Raw genomic sequence first — 19,666 nt, 5'->3', positions numbered from 1 at the left:
GAGATAACACAGGCAGAGCGCCGTCACGACCGACTGGCTGTCAGGCTGTCACTGATAATCAGCCGCCTGGTTGCCGGTGAGACGCTGAACATGGCCCGGCTGGCTGCAGAGTTTAGTGTGTCAGTCCGTACCCTGCGACGGGATTTTCGCGAACGGCTGATGTATCTGGACCTGGAGTATCGACGAGGGCAATGCCGCCTGCGCAGCACCAGTGGGGGCGTACAGGGTGAGCTGGATGCGCTGACCTTTGCTCACCGGTCCGGACTGGCCGATATCTTTCCGGGGCTGGACCGGCGTCTGGCGGGCATGCTGCTCACAGCAGGAGGGATGCCCTGTCTGGTGTGGCAACCGCCACAGACTATATCACCGGCCACCTCACTGGTGTTCTACCGTCTCGTCAGTGCTATTACCGCCTGCCAACGGGTACTGCTGCTGGCTGAGGGAGAGCGCTGTGACGGACTGGCCCCGTACCGCCTGATATCACTCGACGGCTGCTGGTACCTCACCGGTGAACTTAACGGGCATATCACCGTGCATCCACTGGCGACCATCCATGCGGTGACAGTCCTCAATACAACTTTCACCCCGCTAAAACGTCTCAGCCAGTTAACCACACAGGCGGGCTTTATCCGGGCCCTTCCGCACTTCAGCTGTATCCGTGAAGTCCTGTCTCCTGGGCCCTCAGAGGAGGAGCCGGGCAACACACTGATTTAATTACCTCTGTTAAGAAGGAAAAACAATGACCTGGCATTACGAGAAAAATGGCATACGCCACGACAATGTGACCGAAGACGACATCACCAGCCTGATTATGCGCGGTGAACTGACTGCATCCACTCTGGTGTGGCGACAGGGAATGGCAGAGTGGCAGCCGGTCTCCGCTACTCCGCTGGCTTCGACGCTGCTCCGGAGCACCACACCACCAGCGCTGCCGGGGAACCGCATTCCGGGTGGCGTTGTGTGGACGCTGGCATTTGCTCCCTTCATTGGCTACGCGCTGGAGTTGTGGACTGCAGGATTGAGCGGGATGTCATTTGACGAGGCATATGATGCCGTCTCGGGTGGGCAGTACTGGTTTATCACGCTGCTGCTCAATATTGCTCTGGGGTATCTCGATGAACGACGCCTGCGTAAGGCCGGAGTGGACACCACCACGTTCGGCAAACTGGCCTGGCTGGTGCCGTTCTATCTGTGGCGGCGGGCGAAAACTCTCGGTCAGAAACCGGCTTACTTCTGGGTATGGCTTTTGATGCTGGCCCTGACTGTCTGGGCCTGAATGACCGCTACCTGATTCTTTCTCTGTTTAGGACCAACGTAATGAAAACACTGATTAAAGTACTGGGTATTACCGGCAGCCTTCTGCTCTGTGTGGGCGCTCAGGCTCAGCCTTATAACCGGACCCTCCCTGCTGTAGTTAATGACAACAACGGGAACATTTTCTGGTGCGATGCGCATCGTCAGGTTACCGGAAAATGCGAAGCCATGTCTGTTGACCGCCTGGGCGGGATGGTCACGGTGCGTTCCGCACCCTTTAAAGACTGCGAAGGCGGCCTGTGGGGCTGGATAACTATCATGCGCAACGATGTGTCGAAAGGATTCACCATTACTCCGGACAAGAAATACGGACTCACCGTAAAAGACCTGTGCCGTCCGGGCACGGTAGTGACCTTTAAACCCAACCAGAAGAAGCCGGAATATGACGACCTGGTGGCACTTTACCAGGGCAAAGAGCTGTTTCGCTACCGGCGCTTCTGATAACACCCGATATCAACCTCTCTCATTTTGCCCGACAGCGGGCTGGATTAATTCAGGAAGAAGACCATGCTGAAAATAATGACCTCTGCTGTACCTGCCCTCATTCTGTCACTTGCCGCCTTCAGTGCCGGTGCCGCTCAGCTTCCGGCAAGTCTGATGGATAAAGACAATCCCGGCCAGGAGTACTGGTGCCAGGGAAACGACATCAATACGTCCATGTGCTCACTGACCGGTGTCAGCGACGACCATAAATTTGCCCTGATTCAGGACCTGCCGGGCCCAGCCTGTGAAGATTTAAGCTTCGGGATTATCGACCTGGTGCGCCAGACCGGCATCAATGTTCCTTACGATGGTGGTGACTGTAAGGGCGATGTGAAGGCCGGTTTTGTACGCAGCGCGGAAGATAATGCCCTGTATGTGAAGATTGTTCGGGGCAGCAAAACCCTGCGGCTGTATAAGGTACAAACCGGTTACTGACAATCTCCCCACACCCGCATATTCCCAAAGCCCCTGACGCGTCTGCGTCAGGGGCTTTTGCTTTTAAGGTACATCGAATGTCTGAATCTCACATGCTGCCACCGGGACCTTTTACCCGACAGCAGGCCGAAGCGGTTACCCGCAGGTATCGCAACATCAGCATTGAAGACGACCAGGGCACACACTTCCGCCTGGTGGTTCGTGACTCTGAAGGTCGAATGATCTGGCGGGCGTGGTGCTTTGAACCGGATGCCGGTGAAGGGCTTAACCGTTATATCCGCAACTCAGGCATGCTCAGAGCATCCTCCTCCTGACCACACCCATTCATCATCCCTGTCTGTCCTTTATTTCCCATACGCCAGCCATCGTCGCTGGCGTTTTTATTGACGGAGAAAATCCATGACGACACAAACTCAATGCGAATTGGTACCCGCTAATGAACCTCAATTTGCCCTTACAGCAACACCAGTACCTGACGAACAGCGTCTCGATTTCTGGCCGCTGTACTTTGGCACTATCCCGCAGTGGATAACGCTGGAACCGCGTATTTTCGCCTGGATGGAGCGCTTTTGTGATGAGTACAGCGGTGGTATCTGGTCCTTTTACACGCTCAGTAATGGCGGCGCGTTTATGGCCCCTGATGCTGACGGTGGCGATAAATGGCATCTGTTTAATAGCATGAACGGCAATGGCGCGGAAATGAGCGTGGAAGCCGCAGGTATCGCGGTCTGCATGATTGAATACAGCCATCACGCCTGTCGCACAGAGTGTGACGCAATGACCGCACACTATTATCGCTTGCGGGACTATGCCCTGCAGCATCCTGAAGCTCACGCCATTCTGCGTATCATCGACTGAACGGAGGAACAAAGGATGAAACAGCTCTCCTTTTTACCCGGCGAGATGACGCCACAGGACCGGCGTCTCATTCAGCGGGCGCTCAGGGCTCTGGAGCGGCACCTGCATGAGCCAGGGGTAGCCTTCACCTCTACTCACGCCGTTCGGGAGTGGTTGCGACTGCATATGGCCGCACTTGAGCGGGAAGAGTTCCGGGTGCTGTATCTGGATAATCAGAACCAGCTTATCGCCCATGAGACGCTCTTTAGTGGCACGATTAACCGCACCGAGGTCCATCCCCGGGAAGTGGTCAAACGTGCACTGCACTTCAATGCGGCGGCGGTGATACTGGTGCATAACCATCCTTCCGGCGAGACGACACCCAGCCAGGCTGACAAAGCCCTCACGCAGCGACTGACTCAGGTACTTCAACTGGTGGATATCCGTATTCCTGACCATCTGATTGTTGGTGGCAGGCAAATCTATTCGTTCGCAGAACACGGTCTGTTGTGAGGTATTACATGAAAATTATCAGTAAACGCCGGGCAATGACGATATACCGCCAGCATCCTGAGTCCCGAATCTTTCGCTACTGCACCGGAAAATATCAGTGGCACGGTAGCGTCTGTCATTACACCGGCAGGGATGTTCCGGATATCACAGGAGTCCTGGCTGTGTACGCCGAACGCCGCCAGGACCGCAACGGGCCTTATGCCTGCCTGATGAGCATCACCCTGAACTGACAATTGTGGAGAACTGTAATGAGCAACATCATTTGGGGCCTGCAGCGCGATATCACGCCGCGCCTGGGAACACGTCTGGTGCAGGAGGGCAACCAGCTGCACTACCTGGCTGACCGGGCCTGTATCACAGGTAAGTTCAGTGATGCCGAATGTCTTAAGCTGGATGTGGCATTTCCGCATTTTATCAGCCGGATGGAATCCATGCTGAGCACGGGTGAAATGAATCCTCGCCACGCCCACTGCGTCACCCTGTACCACAACGGTTTTACCTGCGAAGCCGATACCCTTGGCAGTTGTGGCTATGTATACGTCGCTGTTTATTCCACTCAGCGCTAACAAATTTCACGAGAACAAATATGAAAATTCTACCGGCTACAATTTCGCGGGCGGCGAAGCCCTGCCTGCCACCCGTTGCAGTCTGGCAATTGCTTCTTACACGGCTACTGGAAAAACACTATGGTCTGACCCTGAACGATACGCCGTTCAGTGATGAAACCGTTATAAAGGAACATTTCGATGCCGGTATCACTCTCGCTAATGCCATTAACTTTCTAGTGGAAAAGTACGAACTGGTTCGTATCGATCGCAGAGGGTTTAGCTGGCAAGAACAAACGCCATATCTCACGAATATTGATATCATGAGGGCCCGCCGCGATCTGGGTTTATTAAATCGTAATTAGTCTGATGCTACTGGTGTCGCTGCTTTCGAGTATGCCTGCCATTTGCTATCATCTCGCTTCCTGCTGATTTATCGACAAAGGTAATTACTTGAATTCAAAGCCTCTGTGCTTTGGGGGTATCTTTGGGGGTATAAGTTAAGATATAACTTGAAAATTCTATATTTTTCAAGTTATTGGCGGGGTTGTTCTAACCCCTTCGCCCGCTCCATTTTCAAAAGTCTCTTCTTCTAGCTCACACTCAACATAGTTAATATCACCAACGGTAATTAAACACACATTCATGCTTTCATAATGGACTGCGGGCATAATTTCTGCTTTTGGCGGTGAATATTGATTTTTGATAGCCAAACTTTAATGTTAATCGATCATTGCTATCATCTAACGCTATACTGAGGCCATCAACGTAAAAAATTTATTATGTTTTCAACATACTGCTCGGTAATAAATACATAATCGATTTTTTGATGAATATAAAACACCTCATAATGGGATAGATATTCAGTTATTCACATTTATCTCGCATGATACCTCGCTTTATTCGATTACGTATTAGCATGAAACTTTGATTAGCGATTAGCCTCTATATTTGGATGGAACAGCCACAAAGCCCTCAGACAGTTGCAAATGGCTGGGGGTTTTTAACAATGAGAGGATTTTTTGTTTTGATGCATAAGGTTGTGCCGGAGTGATTACTGCTCTAACAAAGCAAGGATTTGTTCGTCCAGTTTATCAATCGTATAAATCACTTGTTGACTGGCTGATTCAAACTCATCTAGTCGCTGTGTGATATCTGACCAATCCATCGACTTAAACCCCTCTTTGGCTAACTGCACACTGATTTCATGTAATTTCCGGTGAGCATCACCCAGTGCAGAATACGCAGGTAGATGCCCAAAATCTCGACGACCATCCCCGTGATACCATTGCCCTAAAGCACAGTGAAACTCATCGTCAGTAGGTACATTGTCTGAGCGTCTCAGTACTGACAGATACACTTTCTCTCGCCACTGGTAATGCTGTGACTTAAGAATGGTCATCAGGAAACTGTTCGCGATCCTTGCCATCGCATTAGCCGAGTCGAGCGTTGTTTTTTGGATACGGTCGGCGGTGAAACCAAGCTCATTGGCCAGTAATAGCATTTTATTCATATTGAGCGGTGGGGCGGTTTCAGGCGAGGCCTGAATTTTCTCAATATGTCGACGATAGACATACAGGTGATTGAGTGCCCGATAAGCATCCTCGCCCACCTGCTTTTGATGACTGGCAAGATTTAGCATATAGCGCTGCAGTTTGAGTGCTTTCTGAGTGGTGTATTGGATATGCGTCCGTTTCTCTTGCAGTGCGAGGTAAATATGTTTAAACCCTTCGTGCTCATTATCATCGTTTGCGCACATTTATTTTGTTCTCATTTTCTGTCTCTGACCTGACCGGTACCAGACAGCGTGACCTGCCGGAAACTTGAAAAAAACCTGTATCCACAGCGTTTATCAACCTTACCATTGGCCACTAGCCTCTGCCCTACACATTACGTTGACGGCTGTATCTGCGACGAATGTATATACCCTCGCTACGGCCTGCTTTACCTAGACTGAATATAAAGTCATATCTGCGACATCAGTTATAGCTCATCACGTATGCTGCTGCGGATTGAAAAGTCCCTGCCAGTCTACCGGGTATGAGTAAAACATTGAATTGTGCACCCATCTTCAGAAAATCATCACCCGGAATAGTTATAAAAGGTGTATCACGAGTAACAAACTGGGCCGGCCAAGGCTCTCTCTCGTAAGTCCAATAAATAGCAGCATCGGTTGCATTACCAGATTGGGCCCCAAGTAATCCCTTAAAACCGAAACTATCAACGTTGAAATTCCCCATCCATGAAATTGTAACTGTATTTTGAGATGTCAGCCCGGCACATCCAGCCTGAGTTAAATCAGGTTTGAGGCTGAAATGAACAAGATTAGACGGGTCAGGTGGGGCATTAAGCCCCACGCTACCCAGGTTAACTACGTTAGTAGCTGAACCACCCACTTCTAATTTCACATCACAAGTGGTGCTATTAACAGAGCCGATGAAACTCAGCGTTTCAGCAGTTGAGTTTAGCGCTAAAAAAGACGAACACAATGCTAATATCCGTGTAAGTAATAACATGATAATATTAATAATCCAGAAGAATCACTTAAAATAATAACCTTCAATTCTATAATCAAATCCAGACAACATTGATAGTCAGCGTAGTCTCCTTCAGACCATAGCTCCCTATCTTCGGATGCAACCTGATGATGAAATCCGTTTTATCCCGTGTTAACAGTAAACCGTTTTGTCCCGAAACTGTACTGACACGAACCGCAACGCTGTTTGTTGGATTGAGTATCTCAATATAGCTAGAGCCCATAGGGATTTTCGTGCTGTCGATAACATCAGGATTTATAAATTCTATTCCAACCTGACCACTGACACCTGCCTGAGCCACGGTAACCGTAAGTGTACGTTCTACTGTCGCAGCTGTATCCGAAGATGCGTTTACTGTGCCAAAATCGATTTCAGTCGGGTTGATGACTAAAGATGGCGATGAAGTTGCCGTGCAATTATAAGCAACGGGGATATCAAATCGCCTCTCTGTCGCTAGCCCCTGGTAAACAAAAAAATAGCCCAGTAACCCATTAGCCTGAACAGTAAATTGCCCATTGAGTAGCGTCGGTAGTGCCACTCTTACTGGGTTTAGGTTCATGGTAGTCCACGAATGCATCACATAACTCCCACTGCCGGGGAGGGCTATATTTGCCTGATTATTAGCGACAAACAGATTGAAATTACTATGTGAACCCACATTGAATGTATAGGTGCCGGGCACATAATTGATTGCAGAAAAGGTAACATTGTCATTAAATTTCACCCAGTTGCTTGAAGTAAATGCGAGTTTGATTGCTTCTTTCAACGCAGTAAGGTCAGCACTGCCGGGTATAGTTGACGAAACAAATGTCAGTTCATTTGTGTAAGGACCTATATTTACCTGTCTGTAAACATTAGCTTCATATACAGAGCCTTTAATTTCGGCCAAGACTGGCGTGCAGTTAAAATCTGTATCAGCATATGAAGTTACAGACACAGAGCACAAAGAAATCAGGAAAAACCTTATATATTGCACTTAATACCACCTTATTAATAAACATGTTATTCTTCTTTGGATATATTAAGTTTATGTCTTCCTCCGTAGAAATGACCTGCCCACAACGTAGCAGAGCCCGTGGTGAGTGGTGAGTTGAGCGTCAACACGGGCGACAAAAGAGTCAATTCACTGTGAGTGTGACAGTGACATTCGTCGTAGCGTTTCCGGGGATGACTCCAGTAGAGTCGAGCACAAACACGTATTTGCCCTTCGCTCCCGTGGTGATAGGCACATCTGAATTCAGGGGAACAGGATGGCCATATGCGTCCTGAATTGATACTTTTACCCCCACCCAGAAGAATTTTATCGCCGGTGGTTTGGTTGCTGTCGAAACGCATTAACAGATCCGATAAAATGCAGTGTGTCAACAGTTGTCATAAATGATGGAAATGATGGAAATAATAAAAATATTAACAATCGATATGACATGGTCAATGCCTGCATTCCCTTAATTCGGAATTTTCAGATCAAATATGTCCAGCATCAGAAAAAGAATAATCAATCCAGCTGCAGCAGGATGTTAATGATTGCCGTGGATTCTAAGTTATCAATTTTTGCATTTCTGGCATCCAGCGTCACGGTAAATGGCATATTAAGATTATCAACTTTAACCGGTTTTCCCAGTTCAACCGCCATTCCATCAGAGTTACGGTTCAGATAAATACTTCCTCCCCCCAGGTCAACACTTTGATTATCTGCCGCAGCTTCCGGACTGTTAAAGGTAACTGACGCTGCGGGAACAAAGGAGACTGGTGACGTAATCGTGAAATCCAGTGGACGGGTTATCCCATTTGAGCCTACTGAAACTTTCCCGAAGTTGATTTCATTCGTGACCGTGAATGTCAGCGGTGTGGCTACACGCGAACATGATACCGTTAGGTTGGGGCTAACCCATTGGCTAAAGCTGAAATTATTTTGTCTGAGTATTTTAAAAAGCCCACCTTGATATGATATTTTATAAATAAGCTTCAGATTTTTCATCTGGACTGATTCATCAGCCACATCCACCAAGTGTGGTTGACTTCCTGGCCCGCTGGAAAGTACCATTACTTCAATTCTACCGTTGCCTAATCCCTCTGGATAACCAGCACCAGGAACCAAAAAGATCGTTGATCCGCCATAATATTGAAAGCTTAAGTTATTACCATCGATCGTTTGATAGGGTGGTGATATCGGATTCCATTTCGTATATACATTCAGTATGGCATCTTTAATAGTTACATGAGTGTAGGGCTTTGCGATCGCACCATATCTTTCTGTCAGGTCGGTTAGGGACGTGGTGATAATCCCACCGGATAATGGTTGTCCATTATCACTGTCACTTAATTCTGCGGATATAATACTGGCTTCCGGTATATATTGCCGGTTAGGAAGTATTTCATGTGCTCCATTAACCTGAAACCAGACATCGTTCCAGTTGTATATGGTATCAGAAATCGGAGCTTCACATCGAAACTCCAGCGAGCCTGCAGCAGCACTCGCTACACCAGAAAAAGTTGTATATACCCCTGTACAGGACAATACAGATAACAGTAAGTTGAATGCTTTAAATGACTGAAAGGTATTTTTCATTTAGTTATTCTCTGGCTTTAATTATTATGCAGGATAAAACGTATTATTTGTATTTAATTGACTACAACAGGAAAATATCGAGACCTGCTGATTTTCCCTCGTTTTATTATCTTTACTCGACCGAAATTGTCTTTTCATTCAGTTTAACGTCAGCGTGGCGGAAGACAGTGTGGCTCAGAGCACTATCCCCTCGGTTAACAAAACGTTTTACGAAAGAGCTTCCCGTTGCATTTTTTATTACATCATCATTCGCATAGGCTGCAAGATTCGCTGACTGCGAATCGGCTGTTTTGGTAATCCCGTTTTGACTGATTGTGGTATTTCCCACCCATAATGTTCCGGAGCCAGATGCAGCGATAGTGAATGTTCTCCCAACGACACTGGTGTTTCCGTCTTTCAGTGTACGTTCATATGTCCAGACTGCACGGGTTGCTGGAGAAGATAAAATCAGCAACGTTAGTACTGCGCCGCATATCTATTTATTCCTTTTCATTACTCTCTTGTCCCAGTTCTTTTGAAACACCATCACGGATACATCACGCTGAACCGCACGGTGGCCGTGGTCTGTCCCCGGGGCGTGTCCGGTACTACAACGGTGGATGGCGTCAGTGTGCAGCTTCGGTTGTCCGTTCCCGCACAAAAACCCTTGGTTGTATCTGTCGCTCCATCCCCAGTCAGGTCAATCTCTTTCCCCGCCGTACTCAGCCAGAATTGTGCCGGTGTACCGGTAACACCTGCAGGCCCAGTCATTTCCATCCGTGAGGCGTTACCTCCCACCATCGCGCTGCCAATCTGTTCCCCGTAAATCACCGTATTCGTGGGGATCGGGCAATTGATATCTATCTTCACCGGGTTATAACTCTGCGTCCCATTCAGCAGACTGCCCAGATGTACCGTGGGTGGCACCGTCAGCGTACAGGGTGGGGCGGTGAACGTTGCTTTCAGTGTCACCGTGGCCGATGATGTTGCTGCCCGTGCTGATGGCAGCCATGCCATCAGCAGGACGAGCGAAGAAGAGAACACCAGTAAGGCGGCTTTATTTAACGTCATAACTCACCGCCCCGCCCCAGTCATTAAGCGCCTCCACACTGACCTCGTTTAGGCCACTGTGCCCCGTGCTGGCCTCAGAATAAGGCGCAAGTTGTGCCAGCGCACGCTGGGCTTCACTACTCAGCTTCACCTCTTTCCCTTGGCTTTTTACCTTCGTCACCGCGAAGTAATACGGTGTCGGGTTTTTTATCCATACGCTCCCGTCTCGACTGACTAAGGTCAGCTGTTTTTCCGCCTCTTTGCGCCCATCAGTTAGCGATTTGGGGCGGTAAATCAGTTTGACCTGAGTGTTCATGGCAATCGCCAGTACACTACCGTCGGTCTCCTTTTGCTTTGGCGGAATTTCCTGAACGTTCAAGCGAAACAGGGATTCTCGGTCAGAGGGTAATGCTGGGTTTACATTCATCAAACGGACTATCTGTTTCCCTTGAGGCCCCACCTTAAAGAACGGCGGAGATGGAACCATAAACACATCCGCTTTATTCTGTGACACATTGTCAATCCACACCTGGCCGCCATAGGTCTCCTGAGAACTGCTGCTCACCTCAAAGGAGATATTCTTTTTCCCCTCTTCATAGATAAACCGCGTTCCGTTCAGAGTGAAGGCCGCCATGGCTGAGCTGACCAGCGTAGTGCCTAGCACAGCCGCCAGCACCGTGCGCAGTAATACTTTCTTTCTGTTATTCACAACGTATCTCCTGAACGGTAACGATATTTTCTTTCAGACCAGACGCGCTGAAGCGGCATTGCTTCCCGTTGCTCTGGCTGACAGTAATGGTTTTCGGCGTAGCCAATAGGTTCATCAGTAACACGCCATTATTAGTAATGAATCCTGCATCCAGCCCCTGTTCGGTAGTTGCACTACCTCCGGTCAGTACATTGCCCTGCGCATCCCGCACTCGAACGATGTAACGCTGCACATTCTGGAAACCGAACTCCCGATAGATAATCGCTTTCTCTGTCGGTACCACTTCATAGGACGTATTAAGCAGTTCCGCGCTATCTGGGACGTTTTCTGGATTGATGCTGATGTTGGTCGGGTTGTATCCAGTCAGGTACAGCACCGTACTCCCATTGCCGTTGGTGGGCAGTGAGCCGTTAAAGGTCACCCCAGGGGTATCTTTAATCCTAACCACCGCCACGGTATCGGACGATTCTTTGGTCAGCAGGAGACCTGTAGGTGCAGTGGCAATTGCTGAGCCAGAGACATTCCCAGATAACGTGGTCGTGTCTCGGCTTTTCGACACGGCCAAGTTGGTCTGCATGCGGTCAAAGGCATAGCTAACGGAGGCGCCTGCGGTATTATTACTGCGCTCATCCGTCCCCGCGTTGACGCTGTAGTTCAGACGTTCATTCAAGGTGGCTGAGGTGCTGGTATTAAACGAGGTCCCACTGTATCGGCTGTAGCCCACCGAATTACTACTATAGTGACGTACTCCCCCCAGAGTGAACGGGATACTCACGCCCAGAGAGCCTGAATATTCATCCGTCGTTGACCAAGCACTACGAGAATAGTTGCCACTGAGGTACAGTGATATACCGTCCAGAATGGTGGTACTGGCAGACAGTGAAGCACCGATGGCATCTTTGTCACGATTCCAGTAAGACTGCTGCCAGAACGATCCACTCACATAAATATTGTCCATCCGGTGGGATAGGCGGGCTTCGTAACGTGCTTTTTCCCGGCCGTCAAACCAGACATAATGGTCATTCAGCCCAAGCCCGTCTGGGTCGTAAATTTTACGACGGTCGCCGTATTTAGGATCCCAACTTGCAAACTCGGTATACCCAGGGCTCTGATAACGGTACGTCAGCAGTTGAATATCCGTTTTGTTGGTAAAACTTTTGGCATACTTCGCCGTAGCACTTACGCCTTGGCGGCGGGAGCCATCATCATATTCAGCTCGCGAGCCGTTAACGCTCAGTGCCAGCGCGCCCCACATCCCCATAGATTGCGTAACGCCTATGCCTGCTGCCTGATAACCACTGTGCAGCAGAGTGGCCATATTGAGGGTGGTGGACGATAGCCCCCAGTCAAGGCTAGCCAGACCAAAGGTGCCATTACCGGAGGAGAACGCCTCACTCAGACGGTTGGAATCGTTTCGCTGCCCAACGGCTAGGTTGTAGTTATAGTCCCCTGGTCGCAGAAGAGAAGGCAGGGTGGCTACCGGGTATTCAGTTACAGTTTTATGCCCGCTATTATCCTCCACGGTTACCACCAGATTTCCGTTACTGGTGGAATTAATGTCATCGAGCCGATACGGCCCTGATGGCACTACGCGAGAATAAATGGTGTATCCCCCTTGAGATACTGTGATTCGGGATGCTGAGGAAGCGACACCCGTGATGACCGGCGCGTAACCCCGTGTTTGCCATGAGCGCATATTGCTGTTGGATCGCAGGGCGGCGCCATAAAACCCGAAATCATTGAATAACTCAGTCTTCGTCTGCGATCGTCCTAGCAACAGGTCGCCTTTAATTTGACTGATGGCCGTGGATAGTGTGAGGTCATTCGTGGTGAACTCACTTATCCCTGCGTTTCGAGCCGCGTTCATGTCACTGGATAAAATCCAGCGACCGACATTCAAACTGGTATTGAAGCTGCCATAGGCATTAAGGGAATCATCCCCATACCCGTTGTTGTTTCGAGTCTGAACGTTTTGGTTAAAGTTACCGTTATACTTCAGGCGTAGACCACTGATGCCATAATCCCAGCGTGAGGCATCGTTTTTTTCTGCCAACCAAGCTTGAGGAATACCGAAATCTAGGGACTGACTGCCGAGGTCAAAACTGACTTTTGTGCTGTCCTTACGTCCCAACTGGTAGCACCCTCGGACAGTGTCAAAGGTGTCCTGATACGCTTCCGGCTTAAAGAAGATGCCGGCATTCTGCAGCCACTCTGGACTGAGACAAAGCAGGCCTGTCTGCTCATCATCTGGACTGATGGTGAGCTCCGTTCGTCCGATTCGAGCGCCGTTGAGAGAAACGTCGATATAGTACTGACCTGCAGGATATTTCACCCCGTCCTTTAGAACCGAAGGAACATCCGTGGTTCCTTGCAGGAATGCCGTATTGAGTTCCGTGGCAGATGCAAAGGAAGAACAAATGCTCAGAGCTAGAAGAGACAGCGCAGGTTGTTTTATTTTTGTATATAGTTTTGTGTTCACGCAGACCTGCCTTCAGAGCAAATAAAGAACAAAACAAAAAAACAGCATAGACTGATAAAAGGCCCTGCCGAGCACGCACAGAACAGAGTTGTGTGCAGGCAGGACCTGTATGGATATCTAAAGAGGATTACTGGTAGGACACCACGTAAGCCACAGCAGAGCGGTAGTCACCCGGAGTAGTGTCACCAATCAGCTGTGCGCTGAATTTCGCGCCGTCGCTGGTAGCGTTAGCCAAGTTGGTTACGGCAACTTCTGCTGTGTTGGCAGTAGAAGTAATGTCACCTGGAGTATTGGCGTTCACCGATTTCAGTTTTGCGTAGGCGCCAGTTGCGCTCCCGCCCTGATTGGTCAGGCCGTTAGCATCCAGGTTACCAGTGAACGCGAAAGTAGCATTAGTCAAACCAGTGAATGTACAAGTAGCGCCGGCTTTCGGTTTCAGGGCAAAATCAATAACGCTACCTTCATGATCGGTGCCAGTTGCCTTCACTTTGACATTGCCCAACTGAATCACGTTGCTTACCGCACCATTGGATTCCGCTACGATGTCACAAGTGGTGTCAGTTACGGTACCCAAGAATTGGATATCTCCCCCGTTTACAGCCGCCATTGCAGAACCGGACATCACAGCCAGAGCCAGAGCAGAAACAGTCAGTAAATTCTTTTTCATTGCTTTATCCTTAATAAGTATTGATATAGGTACGACAGTCTGTCAGTGTAATTATTAATAAATACAACTTTCCCTTGATGATGGCGCTTGCTCCAACCTTGAGCTTTTCTTATTGCCACATCCTTATGGACAAGAAACCATCGGTGGCGCTTTAAAATAAAAATCAAAAAATAAAGCCCCACCGATAATCACTTATCTAAATATGGAGTTACATTATCCGACCAATAAGAATTGGATAGTGAGAAAGTTAAGTTATTAATAAGCCACTTGCACTCCGACGAGAGAGTACTTTACTTTATTGGTGCGCCCATTCTGCATGATTGTCCCCTAATCCTAACTTTTTCACTTTCTAGTTTTTTATATTTCCATCTATCCTCTGGAGTTTAATAAAAATTTCAGCGCATATAAGGAATTGCTGTGCTTAGCATAACCTCTGTGCTCATGATAATCTGACTGCCGCACTGTTTTATGCTAAGCGCGATAAATACCTCGCGATAATAATGTTGTTGGTTTTTTAATTGCATTGCTTTTAATCGATAACTTTCTACCAATAAGAGTTTATCAACTAACATATTGATTTAGCGTGGTTTTGAATTTTAAAAAATAACAACGCCTAGTTTTCCATTAAGTTCATAAATAACTTATGCAACCTGCGGCTATTATTAAGGCCATCTTTTTTCTTATTTATTGTTATGTTGCAATATCCGCTATTTCCTAGTTTCAATGTGCGTAAGCGACGAGCCGGTCATGGTGTGCCCTTCCTCATAAATTAGCGCACAAATTCTGGCGACCGTCCGACTGACCATCTGCATGTGACGATATTTCACCGAGAAATAACTCTGTGCGACACCATTAGCCTCACAGGCTTCGCTACGGCTTTTACCGTGTACCAATACATCTTCTAAAGACTGTCGGATACTTGGGCTATGCATCACACAGACCGTGGACAGCAAGCGAAAAAGTCGAATATCAACTTCACCCGGTGTTAATTCTCCCTGAGTTATTTTACTCATAGCGCTCAGATCATTCTCTTCATGTGTGCGACGCATTCCTCCACTCCTGCAATCTTTATACTGTGACACTGTATTCTTGTATATTAGCCAGTACCTGCTTCTCGTCACTGCTCGCCTTTATCTTGACCTGTTCATGCGAGGGCAATGGTGGTGGGGATGACACCAACGCCGGCCGGTGTTCCCTCATCGGGTAATAAGAAACGGGCCCTGCGGTTACTGTTAGCGAGGCAATAAAATCCTGAGTACGGTTCTGAATACCCAGTACTTTCATTGCCATCAAGCGATAGTGGTAAACTACCTTACTACTACATCCCAACAATCTTCCGGCGGTAATGGGTTCAACTCCCTTAACCAACCAACCTAAAACCACCTCTTGCGCCCTTGGCGATGCAATTAGGTGAGAAAAGTGTACATGCATTAATTGCTTAATTGACTGCAATGCCTCCGAAACACCTTGCGTCCTCCATGACGGGAGTTTGGTTAAATTCACTTCCTCTCTTAAAGTACGAAGGAGACAATGATATTCAGCCAGCAATAAACAAGGAGGATCATTCATCAAGGCATCATATTTTTTTAATGCTATCCCATCAAAATATTTCCCAACTATTTTGTCAGAGAATAAAAACTCGTCTTGCATAAATATGATGGCCGTATCTGGGCATTGTTGGCGCAGAGCTAAAGTAAGAGCCACTGCATTTCTAGGCGCATCATCGATAATAAGCAAGTTAGGCTGTGTATTTATTGCATAGCTAACAAGTATATCTGTATCACGCGTGCCTTGAATAATTATTCGGGTTTGTTTTATTGAACGGTACGTATATTCAATTGCTACCTGATGCGTCCAGTTCTTGGAGTAAATCATCACCTTTAATTTATTGTTTATCTTATTCATGACCGCATCCTTAAGCCCTGTTAATAACCAACTTCATTATTCATCCAAGAATAACACCATAGGGTTTGTGGGTTTACGAGCATCCTAAGCTAGACATTTGGCGTGGTATAATTAATAAAATCGATCGATAAGATCTTGATTTTAAATCAATAAGGTTTGATGTAAGAAAAATCTGATGATTGCATTGTGGGAATGTTCATAAAAGGAGCGATATTATTTTTTATAAAATATTTATAATATCAATGAATTTATTAATGTTTATTTTTGATATTACGTAATGTACGTTATAGCGTACATTGCATAATTATAAATACTTACAATAAGATGTTGCGATATTTTTCAGTATCAGCGCTTGAATGCTCATTTATTCGATAAACTTGAATAGTACGGAAAAATCGAAGGTTTAAAAAAACGGCATGGGAAATAGGCTGGGAAAAATCCTAATAAATTAGGACAAAGACAAATGAGAATTGTGTCGTGCATTGTAAAATACAGACACATTCAATATGGTGGAACTTGGATTATCTAACCTTATGGCAATAAAATAAAGAAAATACACTCTTTTTTAATTAGTAGAAGGCTAATGATGGGGTTTGTTTATCGTGGATAAACTGCAGAGAGGAGAAGACATTAACCTGCAAAAGTGCTGGCGACGATAAAGAATTTTGTTCAAACGTACTTAACGCAAGCAGCCCATCCACTCACCACCGTGTTTCTAGTCGCTGCCCCGCGGATATGATGAGTCAACGTAAACAGGCTAAACGATGCTTTTTGCTAGGGTTTAAACAGGAATAGATTGAATAGGTCGTTTAACATCAACGGTGCGCTGTTGATTTGACCCAGACTCTGAATTGAATACCAGTCAGTTGTGTAAAGGGGTACCTCAGTATGAATATGAACTGTAGGTCGCATAGCTGGGATAAAGATAAGCATCCTCACCAGCGTCACGGCGGTTTATCGCCCAGTGAGAAAATAAATGAAAAAGGGTGACAAAGGTGTACTGATTTTGTGAACTACTACATATTACGGGTGGTTCATGCTATCTAGTCTGCGTCAGACGCTTTTCACAAGATGCGACTAATCGCGAGTGACACAGCCTAGTTATAGTGAAAATAGATTAAGCAGGGCGCGGATGATTTTCGCTATCAACGACGGGTACATCTTCTTGTACTGGCAGATCATTCGCTGTCAGTGCAGCATCGCCGAGGCCATGGGGTAATGCGGCAGTCAGTGCGGCTAATGAACCACCGGAAAGACCCACCTCTCTGAGTAGGGAATCTACAATCGGCGCATGTGTACGATAGGATAGCGCGGCCGTCATTGCCTGTTCTGCTAGATTACTTCCACCGCTAGTACTTGGTTCAGATGAAGAGCCTGCTGTGGCAGAACCACTACGGTTTAAACCGTCAACCTGAATGATTTTGATACCGTCGATAGATTTTATTGGTTCAACGGACTTCTCAATAATACTTGGCAGGGACTGCAATAGTGCCAGTTTGAATTTTAGGCTGGTTTGATTATCGGACAGTATATTGACCGCATCATTTAATGCCCGTTGTGCTTCAGCTTCAGCAAGCCCTTTTTTCAGCGTCGCCTCTGCGAGTTTAATAATGGCTGCTGCTTGCATTTCGGCTGCTTCTTTCTCGGCCTGCGCCTTCAGCGTTAGCTGTACCGCTTCGGTTTCTGCGGATTGTTTTGCGACGATTAGCGCAACCTGTTTGGCACGATCTGCTTCGGCGGTTTCCCGAGTTGTAACCACGTGTTCTTCCGCGCGTACAGCCTCGGCTAATGCATCGTTTGCTCTTGCCTGAGCTTGAGATTGCTGCTCTGATTTACTGGCAATCGCAATATCTTTATCCTGCGCGGCGATTTCAGTCACCTGTTGTTGTTCAATCTCTTTTATTCTAATTTCACGTTCAGCTTCTACCTTACGAGTGCGAACAGCCTGCTCCCGGGCGATTTCCGCTTCTTGAATTTGACGTTCGGTGCTAATACGGCTCTGTTCAGCCTCTCGGCGGCGTTCCGCTTCAAATACGGCAATATTAGCGCTTTGCTCTGCGCTGCGAGTTTTTACCTGCTGCTCTTGGTCAAAGGTCATGAACGATTCTTGTTGCTCAATTTCCAGCTTACGTGACATGGCATCGCGGTTCTTTTCACGTACGGCGACTTCAATGTCTTGTTCGACTTCGTTACGTTCACGGCGGCGGCGTTCAGTTTCCTGAGTCAGTTTGGTTAGACCCTCTGCATCAAACGCATTGTTAGGATCGAAGAATTCTTTCGAGGTTTGGTTAAAGTTAGTTAATGAAACGCTCTCTAACTCCAAGCCGTTTTTGGTTAAATCCTCTGCGACCGTATTCTGTACGCCTTGAACGAAGTGTTCGCGGGTATCTTGCAGATCATGCATCGTCATCTGTGATGCCGTTGCACGCAGCGCATCCACAAATTTATCTTCAATAAGAATGCGTAGATCTTCCGGTGACAGCGTTCTTTGCCCCAATGTCTGTGCTGCGGTAGCAATTCCTTCAATGGTTGGTTTTACACGCACAAAGAATGCAACGACAACATCGACTCGCATACGATCTTTAGTGATCAAACTGTCTTTCATGGAGCGACTGACTTCCAGTTTGAGAGTATTCATATTGATGTGAATAAGCTCGTGAAAAATCGGAAGTACAATGGCGCCTCCGCTCATCACGACTTTCAGTCCACCCAAACCAGTTCTAACAAAGGATTGCTCTGCAGAAGCGCGCTCATAGAGTCGAGAGAAAATAATCCCGATGACCAATAATATGATTAATACGCCAAAAGAAACAAATCCCCAATAAGGAATGTTATCCATTTCAAACATAAAATTTCCTTGTGATATCATTAAGTAAGATAAGTTTTAAAGTAAATTAGGCCACGGGTTTTTGCTTGCTAAAAATCGCGCTGACGTTATTTTTGCAATAATGAGCACGCGTTCTCCCCGCGTAAAAATAACGTCTGGGTTTTCTGGCTCAATCAATAAATAGTGAGATTGTCCGTAGGTATCAACAATTTTACATTCTGCTGACATCCCAGGTTGCTCTGCGGATTGGGTTACAAGGGCCATTGAACCGACAAAGCTATCCTCTGACACCGCGAAGGATTCATCTTTGGGAAGATACGGAGCAAGCCATCGCCCTATGAAATGTAAAGTGGGCAGTGATAGCACAAATGCAATCAGAGCCATTAAACCTGCCGGTAGCGGCTTTTGAAGCAGGCTAATCATGAGATACTGCCCGCTGATACCAATAATAGCAAAACTGCCAAGCAGTAAAACGAGCATAACCAGCAATGGAAGCTTGCCAATGTGCAGCCAACTCAAGGCCTGCACGAGTAAGTTATCTCCACTGGCAAGATCAAAATGAGATCCTAAGGAAGAGTCTAAATGGCTAAATGCACTAGCACCTATTAGTAGCGATAATATTTCCAATACACCAAGAGAAATTATAAACGCAAGCGCGCAGAGAAAAGGGGCATTATAAGCAGACAGTAGTACCACTAGGACTCCTTTCGATCTATATCCATAATATGGTCATTCTATCGTTATTTCTTGCTTTAGGATATGGAGGGGGAGAAATATAGGATAATTGCTGTGAAAGATAATTTTCAAGGCATGTTTG

The 19,666-nt window shown here is 47.2% G+C and carries 22 protein-coding genes; 10 read left to right on the top strand and 12 right to left on the bottom strand.

The features are described from left to right. The first annotated feature begins 3 nt into the window (after positions 1-3). The 10 genes from M988_RS16650 to M988_RS16610 all read left to right on the top strand — a co-directional run bounded on the left by M988_RS16650 (position 4) and on the right by M988_RS16610 (position 4,492). A complete protein-coding gene (locus M988_RS16650; protein WP_024198336.1) occupies positions 4-714 on the top strand; it encodes a hypothetical protein in 711 nt (236 codons plus the stop codon). A gap of 25 nt (positions 715-739) precedes the next feature. After that, positions 740-1,276 carry a DUF4339 domain-containing protein gene (locus M988_RS16645; RefSeq protein ID WP_000219797.1) on the top strand — a complete coding sequence of 179 codons (537 nt, stop codon included), beginning with the start codon at positions 740-742 and terminating at the stop codon, positions 1,274-1,276. Between the two features lie 41 nt (positions 1,277-1,317). After that, positions 1,318-1,755, top strand: coding sequence for a hypothetical protein (locus M988_RS16640; RefSeq protein WP_024198335.1), 438 nt, complete (start codon positions 1,318-1,320; stop codon positions 1,753-1,755). 66 nt (positions 1,756-1,821) lie between these two features. Then, positions 1,822-2,232, top strand: coding sequence for a hypothetical protein (locus M988_RS16635; protein WP_000912997.1), 411 nt, complete (start codon positions 1,822-1,824; stop codon positions 2,230-2,232). Positions 2,233-2,309: 77 nt separating this feature from the next. Continuing rightward, a complete protein-coding gene (locus tag M988_RS16630; protein WP_000004273.1) occupies positions 2,310-2,546 on the top strand; it encodes a DUF905 domain-containing protein in 237 nt (78 codons plus the stop codon). Between the two features lie 85 nt (positions 2,547-2,631). After that, positions 2,632-3,090 (top strand): antirestriction protein, encoded by a 459-nt coding sequence (locus M988_RS16625; protein WP_016538084.1) that lies wholly within the window; start codon positions 2,632-2,634, stop codon positions 3,088-3,090. 15 nt (positions 3,091-3,105) lie between these two features. After that, positions 3,106-3,582 carry a JAB domain-containing protein gene (locus M988_RS16620; RefSeq protein WP_000811694.1) on the top strand — a complete coding sequence of 159 codons (477 nt, stop codon included), beginning with the start codon at positions 3,106-3,108 and terminating at the stop codon, positions 3,580-3,582. Positions 3,583-3,590: 8 nt separating this feature from the next. Continuing rightward, positions 3,591-3,812 (top strand): DUF987 domain-containing protein, encoded by a 222-nt coding sequence (locus tag M988_RS22515; RefSeq protein WP_000691995.1) that lies wholly within the window; start codon positions 3,591-3,593, stop codon positions 3,810-3,812. An 18-nt stretch (positions 3,813-3,830) separates the two neighbouring features. Continuing rightward, the gene (locus M988_RS16615; protein ID WP_000065326.1) at positions 3,831-4,148 is read left to right on the top strand and encodes a type IV toxin-antitoxin system YeeU family antitoxin; all 318 of its coding nucleotides are present in this window, start codon (positions 3,831-3,833) and stop codon (positions 4,146-4,148) included. Between the two features lie 20 nt (positions 4,149-4,168). Beyond that, complete coding sequence (locus M988_RS16610) at positions 4,169-4,492, top strand: TA system toxin CbtA family protein (protein WP_000698542.1); 324 nt, start codon at positions 4,169-4,171, stop codon at positions 4,490-4,492. A gap of 689 nt (positions 4,493-5,181) precedes the next feature. On the opposite strand, the gene M988_RS16605 is transcribed toward M988_RS16610, so the two are convergent. The 12 genes from M988_RS16605 to M988_RS16545 all read right to left on the bottom strand — a co-directional run bounded on the left by M988_RS16605 (position 5,182) and on the right by M988_RS16545 (position 19,545). Further along, entirely contained in the window at positions 5,182-5,886 is a 705-nt protein-coding gene (locus M988_RS16605) for a CZB domain-containing protein (protein WP_008815084.1), read from the bottom strand. Positions 5,887-6,106: 220 nt separating this feature from the next. Continuing rightward, positions 6,107-6,643 carry a fimbrial protein gene (locus tag M988_RS16600; RefSeq protein WP_156518187.1) on the bottom strand — a complete coding sequence of 179 codons (537 nt, stop codon included), beginning with the start codon at positions 6,641-6,643 and terminating at the stop codon, positions 6,107-6,109. A 55-nt stretch (positions 6,644-6,698) separates the two neighbouring features. Continuing rightward, positions 6,699-7,640, bottom strand: a complete 942-nt coding sequence (locus M988_RS16595; protein WP_064575043.1) for a hypothetical protein — start codon at positions 7,638-7,640, stop codon at positions 6,699-6,701. Between the two features lie 519 nt (positions 7,641-8,159). Continuing rightward, positions 8,160-9,233 carry a hypothetical protein gene (locus tag M988_RS16590; RefSeq protein WP_064575041.1) on the bottom strand — a complete coding sequence of 358 codons (1,074 nt, stop codon included), beginning with the start codon at positions 9,231-9,233 and terminating at the stop codon, positions 8,160-8,162. Positions 9,234-9,758: 525 nt separating this feature from the next. Continuing rightward, the gene (locus M988_RS16580) at positions 9,759-10,283 is read right to left on the bottom strand and encodes a hypothetical protein (protein ID WP_064575037.1); all 525 of its coding nucleotides are present in this window, start codon (positions 10,281-10,283) and stop codon (positions 9,759-9,761) included. Beyond that, on the bottom strand, positions 10,270-10,971 hold the full coding sequence (locus M988_RS16575; protein WP_064575035.1) for a fimbrial chaperone: 702 nt from the start codon (positions 10,969-10,971) through the stop codon (positions 10,270-10,272). Before M988_RS16575 ends, M988_RS16580 begins: the two co-directional genes overlap by 14 nt. Further along, on the bottom strand, positions 10,964-13,450 hold the full coding sequence (pefC, locus tag M988_RS16570; RefSeq protein WP_061059190.1) for a PefC/AfrB family outer membrane usher protein: 2,487 nt from the start codon (positions 13,448-13,450) through the stop codon (positions 10,964-10,966). The genes M988_RS16575 and pefC overlap by 8 nt, the downstream gene beginning before the upstream one ends. A gap of 127 nt (positions 13,451-13,577) precedes the next feature. Then, on the bottom strand, positions 13,578-14,117 hold the full coding sequence (locus tag M988_RS16565) for a fimbrial protein (RefSeq protein ID WP_064575034.1): 540 nt from the start codon (positions 14,115-14,117) through the stop codon (positions 13,578-13,580). A 707-nt stretch (positions 14,118-14,824) separates the two neighbouring features. Next, positions 14,825-15,166 carry a PapB/FocB family fimbrial expression transcriptional regulator gene (locus M988_RS16560; RefSeq protein WP_064575032.1) on the bottom strand — a complete coding sequence of 114 codons (342 nt, stop codon included), beginning with the start codon at positions 15,164-15,166 and terminating at the stop codon, positions 14,825-14,827. Positions 15,167-15,185: 19 nt separating this feature from the next. After that, positions 15,186-16,022 (bottom strand): helix-turn-helix domain-containing protein, encoded by an 837-nt coding sequence (locus M988_RS16555; RefSeq protein WP_064575030.1) that lies wholly within the window; start codon positions 16,020-16,022, stop codon positions 15,186-15,188. Between the two features lie 1,117 nt (positions 16,023-17,139). Beyond that, positions 17,140-18,870 carry a flotillin family protein gene (locus tag M988_RS16550; protein WP_064575028.1) on the bottom strand — a complete coding sequence of 577 codons (1,731 nt, stop codon included), beginning with the start codon at positions 18,868-18,870 and terminating at the stop codon, positions 17,140-17,142. Between the two features lie 36 nt (positions 18,871-18,906). Continuing rightward, entirely contained in the window at positions 18,907-19,545 is a 639-nt protein-coding gene (locus M988_RS16545) for an OB-fold-containig protein (RefSeq protein ID WP_008815093.1), read from the bottom strand. Positions 19,546-19,666 lie beyond the last annotated feature (121 nt).

Source organism: Hafnia paralvei ATCC 29927 (assembly GCF_001655005.1).
GTDB lineage: Bacteria > Pseudomonadota > Gammaproteobacteria > Enterobacterales > Enterobacteriaceae > Hafnia > Hafnia paralvei.
The sequence above is the reverse complement of the archived record's forward strand: the minus strand, read 5'-3'. Positions and strand labels throughout refer to the sequence as shown.